Raw genomic sequence first — 18,984 nt, forward strand, 5'->3', positions numbered from 1 at the left:
GCCGCCGCACCTGCCTGTGGACGTTCCCGCGGCGCCTCTTGGCGTCGTAGGGGCGCGGCGGCTCCGATCACCCGACGATGTCCTCACGTCGCCGCCTCAGGAATTCGACCGTCTTCGCCGGGGAGGTCATGCCTTTCCCAGCGGTCTTCGGAAAACCGCCCCCGTTGCCGCGCTTTACGACAGCCCTGCACAGGGCGCTCATTTCGCTGGCGGAGCAACCGCCTTTTTGCGCCCGGCGATGGCGCGTTTTCCTGCTTTTCGTCGGAGGTGGCCGTTGAGCTGGCTCTTTAGCCGTCGATTCAAGGCCCTGGAACCGCCGGGCCGGCGTTGAAAAGATCGGTTGTACCGGAAGTCCGCCTCCAGGGGTTCACAGCCTGCTCACCGCTGTTTCGGCGATGAGTGATCAGACGGGTTATCCAGGCGCGGCGAACACCGCAGGACATTGGAGAAACTCCCCGTGCATATCTCTTCCCCGCGCGACGAGCGCATCCAGGCGTTGCCCGAGCACCTGCGCGAGCAGCTTCTGCGGCGCCTGTCAGGGCAGTCGTCGCCCGCCGAGGAGCCGATACCCGCGATCGACGGCTCAGGACCGCTGCCGCTCTCGCCCGCGCAGGAACGCCTCTGGTTCATGTACGAGCTGGATCCGGAAGCCCTCGACTATCTCGTGCCGCTGATCGTGCGGCTCACCGGGCCGCTGGACGTGCCCGCGCTGCGTGCCGCGCTGAACGCGCTGGTGGAACGGCATGAGACGCTGCGGTCGACGTTCGGGTCGCGTGACGGCCGTGGCGTGCGCGAGGTCGCGCCGCACATGGAGCTCCCGTTACAGGTCACCGACCTGACGGGGCGGCCGGGCGAGCTGGACCGCGTACTCGAACAGGAGGCGCGGCAGCCCTTCGACCTGCGGGAAGGTCCGGTGTTCCGGGCCCGGCTGATCAGGCTGGGCGAGCGTGAGCACGTGCTGACGGCCTACGCGCACCACATCGTCACCGACGGCTGGTCCTCGCGGCTGGTCCTGGACGACCTGGCCGCCCTGTACTCCGCCACGCTCGGCGGCGAACCGGCGGGCCTGGCGCCGCTGCCCCTGCGTTACGCGGACTACGCCGCCTGGCAACGGAATCTGACGGCGGGGCCGCAGGCCGGGAAGCAGCTCGCGTACTGGCGCGACCGGCTGGACGGGTTCACGCCGATGGACCTGCCGACGGACCGCCCCCGCCCGCCGGTCAGGAGCTCGGCCGGGGCGCGGCACACGTTCGAGATCCCGGCCGAGGTGGTGGGGCGGCTGCGCGAGGCCGGCGAGCGCAACCGGGCGACGTTGTTCATGACGCTGGTCGCGGCCGTGCACCTGCTGCTGGCCCGGTACACGGGACGGCCTGACGTCGCGGTCGCGACCGTCGTGTCGGGCAGGGACCGGGTGGAGCTGGAGAACCTGGTCGGGTTCTTCGTCAACACGCTGGTCCTGCGTGGTGACGTGGACGAGGGCGTGTCGTTCGACGAGCTGCTGCGGCGTACGCGAGCGGGTGTGCTGGACGCGTTCGCCCACGACGGGGTGCCGTTCCAGCGGCTGGTGGAGGCGCTGCGGCCGGAACGTGACCCGAGCAGGCCGCCGCTCACCGAGGTCGCGGTCAATCTGCGTAACCTGCCGGCGGCGTCGGCGGCGTTCGCCGGCCTGCTGGCCGAGGAGTTGGAGCCGCCCGTGCTGGCGGCGAGCATGGACCTGTCGTTCGACTTCGCCGAGCGTGACGGGGCGCTGGCGGGGAGCGTGGCCTACAACGCGACGCTGTTCGACGCGGGGACGGCCGAGCGAATCGCGGCGCATCTGACGTGCCTGCTCAAGGAGGTCGCGGACGGCCCCGACCGGCCGCTGGCCGAGATCTCGCCGCTCGGCCAGGCCGAGCGGACGCTGCTGACGTCGCTGTGGTGCGGCGACGGGACCGGGCCGCCCGCGCGCACGGTGAGCGAGCTGTTCGCCGAGCAGGCCGAGGCCCGGCCGGACGCCGAGGCGGTGGTGTGCGGCCCGCGCTCGGTACGTTACGGGGAGCTGGCCGAGCGGGCCGAGCGCATCGCCGGGCTGCTGGCCGCCGAGGGCGCGGGGCCCGAGCGGTATGTTGCGGTGGCCCTGCCGCGCTCGATCGACATGGTCGCGGCCGTGCTGGGCGTGCTCCGCTCCGGCGCCGCCTACCTGCCGATCGACCTGGACTATCCGGCCGACCGGATCCGTACCATGATCGACGACACCGCGCCGGTGCTCACGCTCACCACCCGCGAGGGCGTGGACAGGCTGCCCCCGGGTGTGCCCGCCGTGGCGCTGGACGACCCGGCCGTCGAGAACGCCCTGACCGGCCCGCACGCCACCCCGCTCCCCTCCGTCAACCCCGATCACCCCGCCTACGTGATCTACACCTCGGGTTCCACGGGACGGCCCAAGGCCGTCGTGGTGACGCACGCGGGTGTGCACGACATGGTGCTCATCCAGCGGGAACGCCTGGACGCCGGGCCGGACGCGCGGGTGTTGCAGTTCGCGTCGCTGAGCTTCGACGGCGCGTTCTGGGAGCTGGTGTGGGCGCTGCTGTCGGGCGGCACACTGGTGATCGCCACCGACGAGGAGCGTCCGCCCGGCGCGCCGTTGGCCGGGCTGATGGCACGCGAGCGCGTCACCCACGCCGTGCTGCCGCCCACCGCGGTTTCGACGCTGCCGCCCGGCGGAGTGCCGTACGGCGCGGTGCTGATCGTGGCGGGCGAGACCTGCCCGCCGGAACTCGTGCGGACGTGGTCGCGGGGCCGGCGCCTGTTCAACGGGTACGGGCCAACCGAGACCATGGTGGGCGCGACTTTGGGCGGGCCGCTGACGGCGGCCGACGCCGATCCCGGACCGGTGCCGATCGGACGGCCCTTCCCGAGCATCAGGGCGTACGTGCTGGACGCGCGGCTGCGGCCGGCGCCGATCGGCGTGCCGGGCGAGCTGTATCTCGGTGGTACGCGGCTGGCGAGGGGGTATTCGAACCGGCCCGGGCTGACCGCCGAGCGGTTCGTGGCCGACCCGTACGGGCCGCCGGGCACGCGCATGTACCGGACGGGCGACAGGGCACGCTGGCTGGCCGACGGCAGGCTGGAGCACGCGGGCCGCGCCGACGACCAGGTCAAGCTGCGTGGGTTCCGTATCGAGCTGGGCGAGGTCGAGGCGGCGCTGGCCGCGCATCCCGCCGTGGTCACCGCCGCGGTGGCGGTCAAGGAGGATGCGGGCGGGGCAAAACGGCTGGTGGCCTACCCGGTGCCGGCCGACGGCGGGGTCACGCCGGGCGAGCTGCGCGACTTCCTGCGCCGGCGGCTGCCCGAGCACATGGTGCCCGCGGCGTTCGTACCGTTGCCCGAGCTGCCGCTGACCCGCAGCGGAAAGGTCGACCGCCGTACGCTGCCGCCGCCGCCCGGCGAGCGCGACAGCGGCGAGGAGTACGTCGAGCCGCGCACCCCCACCGAACGTGTCCTGGCGGGGGTGTGGTCGCGGGTGCTCGGCGTGGACCGGGTCGGCGTCCGGGACAACTTCTTCGACCTGGGCGGCGACTCCATCCTCGCGCTCCAGGTCGTGGCCGGGGCCAGGGCGCAGGGACTGGAGGTCGCGCCGCGGCAGATGTTCCTGCGCCAGAACGTCGCCGACCTGGCCGTGACGGCGGCCCTCGTCCCCGCGGGGCATGAGGACCACGCGGGCGGGGACGAGCGGGTGAGCGGCGACGTGCCGCTGACGCCGATCCAGCACTGGTTCCTGGAGAACATGGCCGACAGCCTGTCCCGCTTCAACCAGGCGGTCTGCCTGGAGCTGGCCCCCGACGTGGACGAGGTCGCGCTCGAAGCCGCCCTGCGCGCCCTGGTCGAGTGGCACGACGCGTTGCGCCTGCGGCTGGAGCGGGACGGCGACGGTGGGTGGCGCCAGCACAACGCCGAGACCGAGCACGGCACGATCCTGCGCAGGGCGGAACGGCCCGGCGAGGAAGCCGAGATCACGTTCGCGCCGGACAGCGGGCCGCTGGTCAAGGCCCTGCTGGTCACGTCCGGCGAGTCCAGGCGGCTGTACCTGGCCGTCCATCACCTGGCCGTGGACGGCGTTTCGTGGCGGATCCTGCTGCCCGACCTGGAGACCGCCCTGCGGCAGGCCGCGGCGGGTGAGCCGATCAGGCTCGGGCCGCGTACCACCTCGTTTCGCTCCTGGTCGCTGCGGTTGCGCGAGCATGCCCTCTCGGGCGGTTTCGACGACGAGCTGGACCATTGGCGACGCACCCGTGAGCTGGCGAGGAGCGTGGCGGTGCTGCCGCTGGACGGCGGCGGCGAGAACCTGGCCGGTGACCTGCGTACGGTGACCAGCACTGTCGGCCCCGAGGTCACCCGGCGGCTGATGCGCGAGGTGCCGGAGGCGTACCGGGCGCGGATGGACGACGTGCTGCTCGGCGCGCTCGGCCGGGTGCTGACCGGGTGGGCGGGCGGTGACCGGGTGCTGGTCGAGGTGGAGGGCCACGGCCGCGAGGAGCTGTTCCCGGAGGTGGACCTGTCGAGGACGGTCGGGTGGTTCACCACGGTCTCGCCCCTGGTGCTGCACATGCCGGGCGGTGACTGGGGTGACCTGCTCAAGTCTGTGAAGGAGCAGGTCAGAGCCGTTCCATCGCGCGGTCTCGGGTACGGCGCGCTGCGTTACCTGTCCCCTTCAGGGGAGGAGCTGCGTGACGACCCGAGGCCGCAGGTCGCCTTCAACTATCTGGGGCGCATGGACGCCCACGGCTCGCCCGGCGGCCCGTTCCCGCGCTTGCTGCCCGTCCCCGAGGGCACCGAGCGCGTCCCGGGGCAGGTTCGGGCTCACCTGCTGGAGGTCAACGCCGTCGTACGCGACGACCGGCTGGAGATCGGCTGGTCGTACTCGGCCCGGCTGCACCGCGAGGAGACCGTGAACCGGCTGGCCGGGCAGCTCGTGGCGGCGCTCGGGGAGATCGCCGAGCACTGCGCGCGTCCCGGGGCGGGCGGGTGCACGCCGTCCGACTTCCCGCTGGCGCGGCTGGACCAGGCGGCGCTGGACGGGATCGCGGGCGACGGCCGGGCCGTCGAGGACGTCTACCCGCTCACGCCCGTGCAGAGCGGCCTGCTGTTCCACTCGCTGTCCGACCCCGCGGGCGACACCTACGCCTCGCACTTCAACCTGCTGCTCGACGGCGTGGACGATCCGGAGCGGCTGGTGCGCGCCTGGCAGGAGGTGGCCGCGGACATCCCGGCGCTGCGTACCGCGGTCGTGTGGGAGGGGGTGCCCGAGCCGCTGCAGGTCGTGCGGCGCGACGCCACGATCCCCGTCGAGCGTCACGACTGGCGCGCGCTGACCGAGGAGGCCAGGAGCGCCGAGGCCGCGCGCATGTGGGAGGGCCGTGCCCGGTGGCGGCTCGACCTGGGCCGGGCGCCACTGATGCGGCTGGCCGTGGCGCGGCTGTCCGACACGCGGGTGCGGGTGTTCTGGACGGCGCATCACCTGCTGCTCGACGGCTGGAGCGCGGCACAGGTGCTGACCCAGGTGTTCGAGCGGTACGCGGGTCGCACGCATCCGGCGCGCAGGCCGTACCGGGACTATGTGGAGTGGCTGGGGCGGCAGGATCGGGCGGCGGCGGAGGCGCACTGGCGGCGGGAGCTGGACGGGTTCACCGCGGCGACGCCGCTCCCGTTCGACCGGCCGCCGGTCAGGGCGCACGGGTCGCGCTCGGCCGCCGCCGTACGGCTGAGCCTGTCGCCCGAACGTTCGCACGCGTTGTACGAGCGGGCCCGCCGCGCCCGGCTGACGGTGAACACGCTGCTCCAGGGCGCCTGGGCGATCCTGCTCTCACGGTACTCGGGCGAGCGCGACGTGTGCTTCGGCGCCACGGTCTCCGGCCGCCCCTCCGGACTGCCGGGGTCGGAGTCGATCGTCGGCCTGTTCATCAACATGCTGCCCGTGCGCGTGGACGTGGACGGCGACGCCGACCTGATCGGCTGGCTGCGCGGGCTGCAGGAGTCTCAGGTCGAAGGCCGCCAGTACGACTACCTGTCCCCCGCGGACGTGCAGAGATGTGCCGGTCTGGCGGGCGGTGTGCCGCTGTTCGACAGCGTCATGGTGTTCGAGAACTACCCGGAGGCCGCAGGCGACCATGGCGTCCGCGTGCTGGAGCACACCGGTGACGAGCACGGCAACTACCCGCTCATGATCACCGCGTACGCTGCGGGTGAGCTGACCCTGGCGCTCGACTACGACCCGGGCCTGTTCGACGCGGATACGGCGGAGCGGCTGCTCGGCCACCTGGAGACGATGCTCGGCGCGTTCGCCGGCGACGAGACCTGCCGGGTGTCGGAGCTGCCTGTCATGCCGGAGTCCGAGCGGCATCGGCTGCTCGTGGAGTGGAACGACACCGTCGTCCCCTTCCCCGCCGCCGGTCCCGTGCACGAGCTGTTCGCGGAGCAGGCCGCCCGCACCCCCGACGCCACCGCCGTGAGCTGCGGCGAAACCGCGCTGAGCTTCGCCGCCCTGGACGAGCGGGCCAACCGGCTGGCTCACCACCTGATCGGGCTGGGCGCGCGGCCCGGCACGCTGGTCGGCGTGTGCGTCGAACGCGGCTTGGACGCCGTCGTCGCGCTGCTCGGCGTGCTCAAGTCGGGCGCGGCGTTCGTGCCACTCGACCCCGACCATCCGCCTCGGGTCCTCGAATCCATGCTGGAGGACGCCGCCGCCCCGATCGTGGTCACCCAGACGAGGCTGCTGGACCGGCTGGAACGCGGCCGGGCGGCGTTCGTCTGCCTCGACGACGCCGACCTGGCCGGGCACCCCGCCACCGCGCCCCACACGGACGTGACCGCCGGCGACCTGGCGTACGTGATCTACACGTCGGGCTCGACCGGGAGACCGAAGGGCGTGATGGTCGAGCATCGCCACGTCTGCCACATGCTGCGTGCCTGGGACGCCCGTTACGGCCTGGCGGGGACCTCGCCCCGATGCCTGTCGGTCTCCAGCCAGTCGGTGGACCTGTTCTTCGGCGACTTCCTGCTGTCGGCGGTGCTCGGCGGCGAGATGATCATCTGTCCGAGCGGACGGCTCGGCGACCCGCTCGCCATCGCCCGCCTGATCGAGAGCACGCGCGCGGAACTCCTGGTGACCGTGCCCGCGCTGGCCCGCGCCATCGCCGAGGAGCTGGACGGTCCCGGCTCGCTGCGGGTGCTGATGGTCGGCTCCGAGGGCTGGCCGGTCGGCGAGGCCTGGCGCATACTCGACCGGCTCGGCTCCGGCACCGTCATCGTGAACGCCTACGGCGCCACCGAGACGACCGTTGACTCGACCGTGTTCCAGCTCGGCGCCGACCCGATGGGGCACAGGACGTACGTGCCGATCGGGCGGCCCTTCGCCAACACCCGCGTGTACGTGCTGGACGCCGAAAGGCGGCCGGTGCCCATCGGCGTGGTCGGCGAGATCCACATCGCCGGTGACGGGGTGGCGCGCGGCTACTGGAACCGGCCCGACCTGACCGAGGAACGCTTCTCACCCGACCCGTTCACCCCGGGACGCATGTACCGGACCGGCGATCTCGGCCGCCGCAGGGCCGACGGCGTACTGGAGATCGTCGGACGGGTCGACGACCAGGTCAAGGTACGTGGGTTCCGTGTCGAGCCAGGCGAGGTCGAATCGGCGCTGGTCGCGCATCCCCAGGTCGCCGCCGCCGCGGTGGTCGGACGGCAGGACGAGGCGGGGCGGATGCGGCTCGTCGCGTACGTCGTTCCCACCGGCGAGCAGGCACCCGACCCGGCCCTACTGCGGGCGTTCCTGGCCGGGCGGGTGTCGGCTCAGGCGGTGCCGTCGGCGTACGTCAGGATCGACGCGCTGCCGATGACCCCGAGCGGCACGCTGAACCGGCGCGCCCTGCCCGCCCCCGCCGGCCTGCTCGACGCCGCCGTGCCCCATGTCCCGCCGCGCGACGCCACGGAGAGGCTGCTCGCCGGGATCTGGGCCGAGGTGCTGCGCCGCGATCCGGCGGGGATCGGCGTCGAGGACGACTTCTTCGACCTGGGCGGCGACTCGATCCTCAGCATCCAGGTGATCTCGCGGGTACGTGCGGCGCTCGGCGCCGCGCCCTCGCCCCGCCAGCTCTTCGACACGCCCACCATCGCCTCCTTCGCCGGGACGCTCGGGGCCGCCGCGCCGCAGGAGGCCATCGGGCGGGCGGACGGCGACGACGGCCTGCCGCTGTCGTTCGCGCAGCAGCGGCTGTGGTTCCTGAGCGAGTTCGAGCCGGACAGCACCGAGTACAACACCGTGTTCGGCCTGCGTCTGTCCGGTGAGGTGGACGTGGCCGCGCTGCGTACCGCACTCGACCGGCTGGTGGCCAGACACGAGTCGCTGCGTACGGTCTTCGGCGACGTCGAAGGCCGCGGCGTGCAGTCCATCCTGCAGCCCGGACCGTTGCCGCTGCGCGTGATCGACGTGTCCGGCCACGACGACCCCGAGTCCGCGACGCACGACCTTCTCGGGCGGGAGGCGTCCCTGCCCTTCGACCTGCGCCGTGGCCCGCTGTTGCGGGCCACCCTGATCAGGATGGGACCGGACGAGCACGCGTTCGCGCTGGTCATGCACCACATCGTGACCGACGGCTGGTCGATGGGCGTGCTCGCCGCCGAGCTCGGCGCCTGTTACGCGGCCGCGCTGCGCGGCGACGCCCCCGAGCTGGCGCCGCTGCCGATCAGGTACGCCGACTACGCGGCCTGGCAGCGCCGCCACCCGTCCGACCCGTCCTACTGGCGGGAGCGGCTGGCCGGGCTCACCCCCCTGGCCCTGCCCACCGACCACCCACGCCCCCCGGTACGGCGGGCCGACGGCGCGATCCGCCTGCTCGACCTCCCGGCGCACACGCTGGACGGGCTGAAGGCGGTGGCCAGACAGCATGACGCGACCCTGTTCATGGTGTTGGTCGCGGCCACCACGATCCTGCTGTCCAGGATCTGCGGCCAACGGGACGTCGCCGTCGGCACCGCCGCCTCGGGACGCGGGCGCGCCGAGCTGGAAGGGCTGGTCGGGTTCTTCGTCAACACGGTCGTGCTGCGGTCCACGGTGACCGAGTCGTCGTCGTTCGCGGCGTTCCTGGCGCAGGTCAGGGATACGGTGCTGGAGGCGTTCGAACACGACGACGTACCGTTCGAGCAACTCGTCGAGGTGTTGCGGCCCGAACGGGACCCGAGCAGGAACCCGCTCGTCGACGTCATGGTCGTCCTGGACAACACGCCCTCGGCCGACCCCGATCTGCCGGGGCTGCGCACCGCGCCGCTGCCCGCGGTCTCCGACCAGGTCAGCCACGACCTGACCGTGGACTTCCTGGAGCACGGCGGCCGGCTGACCGCCGCCGTCGGCTACGGCACCGCGCTGTTCGACCACTCGACCGCCGACCGTCTGGCCGGGCACCTGACGACCCTGCTCAACGCCATCGCCGCAGGTCATCAGGGTTCCGTGGCGGAGCTGCCGATCATGACGGACACGGAGCTCAAGCAGGCCGTGACCGGCTGGCAGGACACCCGCCGGGACACCCCACCCGCCCTGTTCGCCGAACTGTTCGAGGAGTGCGCGGCGGCGAACGCCGACCGTATCGCGCTCGTCTTCGGTGACCGCGCGCTCACCTTCGCCGAGCTCGACGCCCGCGCCAACCGCCTGGCGCACCTGCTGCGCGCCCGGGGGGCGGGGCCCGAGACGCTGGTGGGGCTCGCGGGCTCGCGCAGCGAACGGACCGTGGTCGCGCTGCTGGCCGTACTCAAGGCCGGGGCCGCCTACCTGCCGCTGGATCCCGGACTGCCTCGGGAGCGGATGGCGTACATGCTGGACGACGCCCGGCCGCTGATCGTCCTCACCGACCGCGACTCCGCGTTCGAACCGCCCGAGCCTGTGGACGTCGTCCTGCTGGACGATCCAGCGCTGCTGGACGGCCTGCCTGACACGCGGCCCGGTGTGCGGCCGCATCCGGCGCACCCGGCATACGTGATCTACACGTCGGGCTCGACGGGACGGCCCAAGGGCGTGGTCGTCGAGCACCGGGGACTCGCCAACCTGTTCCTCGACCACCGGGCCGACCTCATGCGCGCCGAGACCACCCAGCCGATCAAGGCGGGGGTGACCGCGGCGTTCACGTTCGACACCTCTTTGGAGGGCGTGCTGTGGATGGCCGACGGCCACGAGCTGCACGTGATCGACGACCTCACCAGGCGCGACCCGGAAGCGCTGATCGACTACGTCGCCCGGCACCGGATCGACCTGCTGGACCTCACGCCCTCCTACGCCGAACAGCTCACCGCACGCGGCCTGCTCACCTCCGCCCGTCACCGGCCCGCCGTACTCATGCTGGGCGGTGAGGCGGTCGGCGAGCAGCTCTGGCGCGAGCTGCGCGACGCGCCCGGCACCACCGGCTACAACTACTACGGGCCGACCGAGTGCACGGTCGACACCCTGTACTGCAGACTGTCGGACAGCGAGCGGCCCGTCGTGGGCAGGCCCACCTGGAACACCAGGGCGTACGTGCTGGACGACCGGCTCCGCCCGGTGCCCGTCGGGGTCGCGGGAGAGCTGTACCTGGCCGGTGACCAGCTCGCGCGCGGCTACCTCAACCGGCCGGGCCTGACCGCGGAACGGTTCGTGGCCGGGCCTTTCGAGGAGCCGGGCGGCCGCATGTACCGGACGGGCGACCTGGCCAGGTGGCGGCCCGACGGGCTGATCGAGTACCTGGGCCGCACCGACGACCAGGTCAAGGTGCGCGGCTTCCGTATCGAGCCGGGCGAGATCGAGGCCGTGCTCTGCGAGCACCCGGACGTGGCGCAGGCCGCCGCGGCCGTGTTCGACGACCCGGGGTCGCCGCGCATCGCCGCGTACGTGGTCCCCGTTCCCGGGGCCGCGCCCGAGCCCGGCGCGCTGCGCGACTTCGCCAAACGCTCACTGCCCGGGTACATGGTGCCGCACCTCTTCGTGACGCTGGCGGATCTGCCGCTGAACACCAGCGGGAAGGTGGACCGCCGCGCCCTGCCCGCTCCCGGCGCGACGGCGGCGGCGGGCACGGACCGGCTCCCCCCGCGCGACGACGTCGAACGGGCTCTGGCCGAGGCGTGGGCCGAAGTGCTCGGCGTGGACGCGGACTCGTTCGGGGTCGAGGACAACTTCTTCGACCTCGGCGGCGACTCCATCCTCAGCATGCAGATGGTGGCCAGGGCCAGGCAGGCGGGGGTGTGGATCACGTCCAAGGACCTTTTCCTGCACCAGACGATCGCCGAACTGGCGCCCGTCGCCCAGCCGGTCGCCGAGACCGCCTCCTCCGGTGCGGTCGTGGACGGGCCGGTGCCGCTGACGCCCGTGCAGCGCGAGTTCCTGCTGTCGCGGCGGGTCGCGCCGCACCACTACAACCAGTCGATGCTGGTGGAGCTGTCCGGCCCGGTCGGCGAGCCCGCGCTGCGGGCCGCGCTCGCCGCCCTGGCCGAACGGCACGACGCCCTCAGGCTCCGCTTCGAACGTGACCGCTCCCGGCCCCGCACCGGGGACTGGTCGCAGCTCGCCGCGCCCGCGCCGGCCGTCCCACTGACCTGCCACGACCTGTCCCATCTGACGGGCGAGGCCGAGCTGCGAGCCGCGGCGAACGAGCTGGCCACCGACGCTGATCTGGGGTTCGACCTGGAACATGGCCCCCTGTGGTCCGCCCTGCTCCTCGACCTCGGCGCGGAACGGCGGCCCTGGCTGTACCTGACCGCGCACCACCTCATCGTGGACGCCGTGTCCTGGCGAATCCTGACCGAGGATCTGGAGACCGCCTACCGGCAGGCGGCAGGCGGCGCACCCGTCGATCTCGGGCCCGCGACCTCACCGTTCCGCCAGTGGGCGGCCCGGCTGGCCGAGCACACGGCGGGGGGCGGGCTCGACGGTGAGGCGGCGTACTGGACCGGCCTGCCCGATCCCGCGCCGCTGCCCACGGACCACGACGGCGAGAGCCTCGTCGGCTCGGTCTCGACCGCGCCGTGCTCGTTGTCCGAGCACGAGACCCGGGCGCTCGTGCGCGGCGCGCCCGCCGTGTTCCGTGCCCGGCTGAGCGAGGTGCTGATCGGCGCGCTGGCCTGGACGCTGTGCCGGTGGACGGGCCAGGAGCAGGTCGTGATCGGCCTGGAGGGACACGGCCGTGAGGACGTCTTCGACGACCTCGACCTGACCAGGACCGTCGGCTGGTTCACCAGCGAATACCCGGCCGCCCTGACCGTGCCCGGCGGCAACGACTGGGCGGCGCTGGTCAGGACTGTGCGCGCGCAGCTTCGCGCGATCCCCGGCAACGGCCTCGGGTACGGCCTGCTGCGCCACCTCAGCCCGCCAGGCTCCCCCGGCACCGCACTCGCCGGCCGGCCGCGCCCGCAGGTCGCCTTCAACTACCACGGCCAGTCCGGCACCGCGCCGGGAGAAGGCCTCTACCACGCCTTCCACGACCCGATCGGGCAGGAGCAGAGCCCGCTGGAACACGTCGGTCACCCGTTGGAGATCGTCGGCGCGATCCGCGACCGCCACCTGACCTTCGACTGGTACTACTCGCAGAACCTGTACGACCCGTCCACGGTGTCGAAGCTCGCGGAGGACTTCGCCGGCGCGCTGCGTTCCCTGGCCCGCCACGCCGAGCGGCGTTCGGCGCCCCGCGAGGAGGTCTGACATGGACGTTCTCGCCCTCCCCGCCACCGCGCTGGCCGGCCTGCTGGCCGAACTGGCACGCGAGCACCACGTCCCGGGCGCGCAGCTCGCCGTCCGCCACGGCGGCCGTACGGTGAGCGCCGGGTACGGCGTCGAGACCCACGGCGGCGAGGCGGCCGTGACGGAGGCGACGGCGTTCCCGCTGGGCTCGCTGACCAAGCCGTTCACGGCCACGCTGGCCGCCATGCTGGCCGACGACGGTGACCTGACCTTCGACGGCCCGCTGCCCGGCGGGGTCGAAGGGGTGACTCTGCGTGGCCTGCTCAGTCATACCTCGGGCCTGGCCGCCGACGGCGACGTACGGCACCCCGCCGTTCTGCGGGTGGGCCGGGCGTTCTCCTACTCCAACCTCGGCTACGAGCTGGTGGGCCGCCTGGTCGGCCAGGTCACCGGGATGACCTGGTGGGAGGCGGTCGAGGAACTACTGCTGACCCCGCTGGGCATCGAAGCGTCGTACGCGACGGGACGGCGTACCGGTCGCCGTACCGCGACCGGCCACAGCGTGCATCCGGCGACAGGTCGCGTCGTGCCGGTGGCGCAGGAGCAGGAGACCCCCGGTCAGGCCCCTTCCGGCGCGCTCGCGCTGAGCGCGACCGACCTCGTCACCCTGGCTCGGCTCCACCTGGCCGACCCTGACCTGCCCGTCCTGCTCGACCGGCGTACCCTTCACGAGCTGCGCGAGGACCAGCTGGCCGGGATCGAGATCGGGCCGTACGGGCTGGCGGACGGCTGGTGCCTGGGCTGGTCGGCGCACCACCGCGACGGCCTCGACTGGTACGGCCACGACGGCACCGGCGAGGGCACCTCCTGCCATCTGAGGTTCGAGCCCTCGCAACGAACCGTCGTCGCGCTCACCACGAACGCGGACACCGGGCTCGCCCTGTGGCGCGAACTCACCGAACGGCTGGCCCTCCACGGGATCGCCCCCGGCGACCACCGCCCGCTCGCGGGCTCGGGACCACCCGTGGCGCCGCCGCCCGGGTGCACGGGCACATACGTGAACGGCGGATCGGCCTTCGAGGTCACCAGCGGCGGCGGCGGGCTGCGTCTGCGGTCGGCAGGGCCGATCACCTGCTACCGGGGCGGGGTGTTCGAGATCGGCGAGGGCCACGCGGGGCGGTTCATCACCCTGGGCGGCGACATCGACCTGATCCAGGTGTCAGGCCGTTTGGCTCGCCGGGCGGGGAGCCCCGGAGCATGAAGGAAGCCGCCGTGGAGACCGTCGCTCCCCCGCTCGCGCGTAACAGGCGTTACGCGATCCTGTGGAGCGGACAGTTCCTGTCGGAGTTCGGCAACGAGATCAACTTCGTCGCGTTCCCGCTGCTGATCCTGGCCATGTCGGGCTCCGCGTTGCAGGCCGGGCTGGCCTCGTCGCTGGTCGCGGCCGGTCACATGCTGGCCAACCTGCCCGCCGGTGTGATCGCCGACCGGTGGGACAGGCGCAGGACGCTGCTGCTGTGCCAGGGCGGCCGGGCGCTGGCCGTGGCGTCGGTGGCGGTCGCCGTCTGGCTGGACGCGTTCTCGTTCCCGCACGTCCTGCTCGTGGCGCTGATCGACGGGCTGCTCGGGGCGGCTTTCGAACCTGCGGAGCAGGCCGCGCTTCCGCAGGTCGTACCGGAGTCCCAGTTGTCGCGGGCGGTCGCGGCCAACACGGCGAGACCGTTCATCGCGACGCTGCTGGGCCCGGCGCTCGCCGGGTTCCTGTTCGCGGTTGAGCAGGCGATGCCGTTCGCGCTGGACGGCCTGATGCTGGCGCTCTCGTTCGCGGCGCTGATGTTCCTCCGGCTGCCCGCGCGCCCCGCGCCCGCGGAGCCCGCCCGGGGTGCGGGAGGGGATCTCGTGGCCGGGCTCCGGTGGGTGCTGGGGCAGCGGTTGATCAGGACGACGCTGGTGTGGATGGCGGTGTCCAACCTCGTGTTCGCCGCGCTGATGATCATCGTGCTGGCGATGTCGCACGAGGACAAGGTGGGCGCGGGCGTGATCGGCCTGACCATGGCCTGCATGGGCGCGGGCGGGCTGCTCGGCGCGGCGCTGGCCGACCGGCTGCACGCCCTGCTGCCCGCTCCGGTCGTCATCATCGGCTTCTCGTGGATGACGGCCCTGCTGACCGGGCTGATGGCGCTCGTGCCCGGCGGCCTGCCGCTGGGGCTGCTGCTGGGCTGTACCGCGTTCTTCGCGCCGCTGGCGAACACGACGATCCTGACGTACCAGATCACGGTCACTCCGGACAGACTGCGCGGCCGGCTGACCGGCATCGTCGGGTTGTGCTCCGGCGGCGCGGCGGCGCTCGGGCCGCTGCTCGGCGGCGCCCTCATGACCGCCGGTGGAGCGGGGCCCGGCGGCATACTGAGCTGTGCCGCCGCCCTCAGCGTCATCGCGCTGGCGACCACGCTCACCCCGGCACTCCGTCGCTTCCCCACCACCGGCTAAAGCGAACTCAGGCCCTCGCGGGAAACGTCACCGAACGTCAGCCGGGAGAGCGTCTGAGGTTGAAAGGCTGAAGCCGCGGCGGTTCGAGGGGCAGGCCAGTCCGGGCGACGAAGCCGTCGAGCAGCGCAGGACGGTACCGCATCCGTTCGAGCCTGGCCTTGACCAGTGTGGTGAGCCGCTCGGCGTTATCGGGAGCGAGGTTGGCCGGGCCCCGTTTGAGAACCGGCCGCACTCCTTCGGCCGGGTTCGGTTTCGGGGCATCCAGCGGTGCCGCGAACCGGACAGGTCCGAAGCCTTGACCTCGAAGAGACCGCCACGCTCTGGTTCCGTAACGACCAAGGTGTCAGGTTACAAGCTTTGACATCTGTTACCAGCCTGCTTAGTGTTTCTCGCATGGAGCAGAGGACACTCGGCGCCGACGTCCATGTGGGGGCGGTCGGGCTCGGTTGCGCAGGCATGTCCGGCGCGTACGGGCACAGCGCCGACGAACAGAGCATCGCGACGTTTCGCAACGCGCTCGACGCCGGGATCACGTTCATCGACACGGCCGACCACTACGGGATGGGGCACAACGAGACGCTCATCGGGCAGGCGCTGCGATCCGCCGATCGCGACCGCGCCGTGGTGAGCGTGAAGTTCGGCGCGCTGTTCGGCGTGGACGGCAGCGTGCGCGGCATCAACGGCCGACCGGACGCGATCCCGAACTTCCTGGGCTACTCGCTGCAGCGGCTGGGCATCGACTATGTGGACATCTATCGCCCGGCCAGGCTGGATCCCGTTGTCCCGATCGAGGAGACCGTCGGCGCCGTCGCCGAGATGGTGCAGAAGGGCTACGTGCGCGGCATCGGACTGTCCGAGGTCGGCGCCGAGACGATCCGCCGCGCCCACGCCGTGCACCCGATCACCGACGTCCAGATCGAGTACTCACTGTTCAGCCGCGGTGTCGAAGACGAGATCCTGCCCACCTGCCGCGAACTGGGCATCGGCGTCACCGCCTACGGGGTACTCGCCCAAGGAATGCTGACCGGGACGTGGCGGCCGTCGGCCGGCGACGCACGGCATCGCGGGCACCTGCCCCGCTTCGCCGCCGGAAACATCGAGACCAACCTCGCGCTGGTCGAACGGCTGCGGGAGATCGCCACCTCCCGCGGTGTCACGGTCGCACAGCTCGCGATCGCGTGGGTGCTCGCACAGGGTCGCGTGCACCGGGACATCGTCGCGCTGGTCGGGGCCAGCCGGCCGCACAGCGTCACCGAGGCGGTGGACGCCACCGGTCTGCGGTTGACCGAGGACGACCTGGCCGCGATTGAGCAGGCCGTCCCCCGAGGGGCGGTCGCGGGAGAACGCTACGCCCCCGCCCTGCTCGCGCTACTGGACAGCGAGCGAACGGGCGGTGGACGCTGATGCCCGCCCGAACCCCGCTGGACGCGAACGCCATCCTGGCAGCCACCGAGGAGATCCTGCGGCGCCACGGACCGGACAAGGCAACGGTCGTCGACGTCGCCCGGGCACTCGGGGTCAGCCACGCCGCCGTCTACAAGCACTTCCCCTCCAAGCAGACGCTGCGCGAGGCCGTGACCCGGCGCTGGCTCGACCGCAACCGCGACGCCCTCGCCGTCATCGCCGCCGACAGCGCGGTTGCGCCGGCGCGGCGGCTGCGCACCTGGCTGCACGCCGTCCTGGCCGTGAAGCAGGCCAAGATTCGCCAGGACCCGGAGCTGTTCGCCGCCTATGGAATCCTCGCCGCCGCGCACAGCAGCGTCGCCACCGACCACGTCGCCGATCTCCTGGGCCAGCTGACGGCCATCATCGCTGACGGCGCCGCCGACGGCAGCCTCCGCACCGACGACGCGGCGGCCACCGCCCGCGTGGTCTTCAACGCCACTGCCAAGTTCCACCATCTCGCCCACTCGGCCGAATGGCAGAACCCCGGCGTCGGCGCCGAGCTCGACGAGGTGTGCAGCCTGCTGCTCGAGGGTCTTCACGCCCCCGCATCGCCGTAGCCGAACCGGGTCGATCATCCGCCGCGACTCGTCAACGGCGTGGTCGGCCCTGCCCACCGCCACCCCGGCGGCAACGAACAAGGAGTACGAACGACCATGGTTCAAGCAATCGGAGTGACCCGGCCAGGCGGACCCGACGCTCTTGGCGAGTTCGACCTGGTGGCCGAACCGATCGGTCCCGGTCAGGTCAGGATCCGGGTGAGCAGCGCCACGGTGAACCCGGTCGACACGGTGATCCGTTCTCGTCCGCGGCAGGATGAGGCGGACGCGGTGCGGGTGCCGGGCATGGAGGTCGCCGGCGTGATCACCGAGATCGGCCCCGCTGTCGACCGTCCGTTCGCGATCGGGGACGCCGTCATGGCCATCGTGGTGCCCTCAGGCGCGCACGGCGGCTACCGGGCAGACCTCGTCGTGCCGGCACGCTCGGTCGCGAGGATCCCGGCCGGGCTCTCGGACGTTCAGGCCGCCACCATCCCGATGAACGGGCTCACCGCCCGGCTCGCACTTGACACGCTGGCGCTCCCGGCCGGCGCGACGGTCGCCGTCACCGGTGCGGCCGGTACCGTCGGCGGGTACTTCGTCCAGCTCGCCAAGCAGGCCGGACTGGTCGTCGTCGCCGACGCCGCCCGGCAGGACGAGACCTTCGTCCGCGAGTGCGGAGCCGACGAGACTGTGCCGCGGGGGGACGACTTCGCCGCGATGGTCCGCCACCTCCACCCGGGCGGCGTCGACGGGCTCGTCGACGCCGCCGTGCTGGAGGCCGCCGTACTCCCTGCCGTCAAGGACGGCGGCACCGTCGCCACCCTCCGCGGTTACCAGGGCGACGGGACCGGCCGGGTCCGCGTCGCCCCGATCTTCGTCCGCCACTACGTCGAGGCCGCGGCCAAGCTCGACCGGCTCGCCGAACTCGCCGGTGAGGGACTGCTCACCGTCCGCGTGGCCGGCGAACTGCCAGCCTCCCGAGCCGGCGACGCGCATCGCTCGCTCGAACGGCGTGGCGTTCGCGGGCGGTTCGTCCTACGGTTCGGCTGACCGGCCCTCGCGGAGGGCCGCACACGACTCCCGAAACGTCGTCACCACGGAAGAAACCGTCGCCGCCGTCGAACCGCGAAGGCCGGCCGAGACGAACCTGCTGCTTGTGCGGTAGTGACAGCACCCGTTGGGCGGCCATACGGATCTCGGCCATGGCGTCGAAAACGTCCATGGATGGTCGCGGGCCGTGCGGGCCTGGGGTGCTGTTGACCAACGTGTCATAGGCCGCCAAACCTCGAAGATCCCTAGCCTGACCTTCTGTGATGCCGAAGCTGAAGTACCTCACGCAGCACGGGCGCTTCCCGCGCGGGCGGGCGGAGTTTCCTGACGAGGTGGTCGACCACGTCGCGAAACAGACCGGGTCACGTCCAGTGAAGTGGTGTACGAGCTGACCTTCGCGTGATCCTGTTTCTGCAGGTTAAGCGGTAAGTGTCTGCGGTAGTGGGTTGTGGGCCGGTGTGTCACCGGCAAGGACGCGCATCCGGCATTTGGCCAGGATGTCGAGCCCCATGGAGCGGCGGGCCTCGGTCCACTCATCGGTCTGCTCGGCCAAAACCGCACCGACCAGCCGGACAACCGCGGCCCGGTCCGGGAAGATGCCGACCACGTCGGTGCGGTGGCGGATCTCCTTGTTCAACCGCTCCTGTGGATTGTTCGACCAGACCTGCCGCCAGGTCTCCTTCGGGAAGGCGGTGAAGGCCAGCAGGTCTTCGCGGGCGGCTTCCAGGTGCTCGCACGCGGCCGGATACCTGGCCCCCAGCGCGTCGATCACCCAGGCGTGCTGAGCGC

The 18,984-nt window shown here is 72.3% G+C and carries 7 protein-coding genes; 6 read left to right on the forward strand and 1 reads right to left on the reverse strand.

Translation table 11 applies throughout. The features are described from left to right. Positions 1-457: 457 nt before the first annotated feature. The 6 genes from ABT340_RS40760 (at position 458) to ABT340_RS40785 (ending at position 18,195) form a co-directional block, all read left to right on the forward strand. Positions 458-12,691, forward strand: a complete 12,234-nt coding sequence (locus ABT340_RS40760; RefSeq protein ID WP_352016305.1) for a non-ribosomal peptide synthetase — start codon at positions 458-460, stop codon at positions 12,689-12,691. Between the two features lies 1 nt (position 12,692). Then, positions 12,693-13,931 (forward strand): serine hydrolase domain-containing protein, encoded by a 1,239-nt coding sequence (locus tag ABT340_RS40765; protein WP_352016306.1) that lies wholly within the window; start codon positions 12,693-12,695, stop codon positions 13,929-13,931. Then, on the forward strand, positions 13,928-15,160 hold the full coding sequence (locus ABT340_RS40770; protein WP_352016307.1) for an MFS transporter: 1,233 nt from the start codon (positions 13,928-13,930) through the stop codon (positions 15,158-15,160). The genes ABT340_RS40765 and ABT340_RS40770 overlap by 4 nt, the downstream gene beginning before the upstream one ends. A gap of 393 nt (positions 15,161-15,553) precedes the next feature. Continuing rightward, positions 15,554-16,564 (forward strand): aldo/keto reductase, encoded by a 1,011-nt coding sequence (locus ABT340_RS40775; protein ID WP_352016308.1) that lies wholly within the window; start codon positions 15,554-15,556, stop codon positions 16,562-16,564. Continuing rightward, positions 16,564-17,163 (forward strand): TetR/AcrR family transcriptional regulator, encoded by a 600-nt coding sequence (locus ABT340_RS40780; protein ID WP_352016309.1) that lies wholly within the window; start codon positions 16,564-16,566, stop codon positions 17,161-17,163. The genes ABT340_RS40775 and ABT340_RS40780 overlap by 1 nt, the downstream gene beginning before the upstream one ends. A 96-nt stretch (positions 17,164-17,259) precedes the next feature. Continuing rightward, positions 17,260-18,195, forward strand: a complete 936-nt coding sequence (locus ABT340_RS40785) for an NADP-dependent oxidoreductase (RefSeq protein ID WP_352016310.1) — start codon at positions 17,260-17,262, stop codon at positions 18,193-18,195. A 418-nt stretch (positions 18,196-18,613) separates the two neighbouring features. Here the strand turns inward: ABT340_RS40785 and ABT340_RS40790 are convergent. Further along, positions 18,614-18,984 (reverse strand): transposase (locus ABT340_RS40790; protein ID WP_352016311.1); only part of this gene is annotated, 371 nt, incomplete at its 5' end.

Origin of the sequence: Streptosporangium sp. NPDC000239, from assembly GCF_040300765.1 — a bacterium.
Classification (GTDB): Bacteria; Actinomycetota; Actinomycetes; order Streptosporangiales; family Streptosporangiaceae; genus Streptosporangium.